We start from the raw sequence: 243 nt of genomic DNA on the forward strand, positions 1-243 counted from the left end.
CCTGCATAAGGCCATTCTGAAAAAGTCCTTGATAGGCTAACGTATTTACGGTAGAAGGTCTGATTTCCTGCTTCTGTGTTTTCGTCTTTTGCTTTTTGTCATAAGAAGAGGTCTTTGGTTTCATTGAGTGTTTTAATTTTTTCACGTTGGTCTCCTTTTCTTCCAGTAAATGTACGGTCTGGCACCGTTAGTTCATAATGAAATCGGTACCTGAGATAGGTTTCAAAAGGTAAGTCATTGGGT

The 243-nt window shown here is 39.1% G+C and carries 1 pseudogene; it reads right to left on the reverse strand.

Annotated elements, in window-relative coordinates:
• Positions 1-98 precede the first annotated feature (98 nt).
• Positions 99-243: pseudogene (locus tag ACQRDX_RS09645) on the reverse strand (PrgI family protein); the annotation flags it as partial.

This window comes from Streptococcus sp. SGI.013 (assembly GCF_050315295.1).
In the GTDB taxonomy this organism is placed as follows: domain Bacteria; phylum Bacillota; class Bacilli; order Lactobacillales; family Streptococcaceae; genus Streptococcus; species Streptococcus porcorum.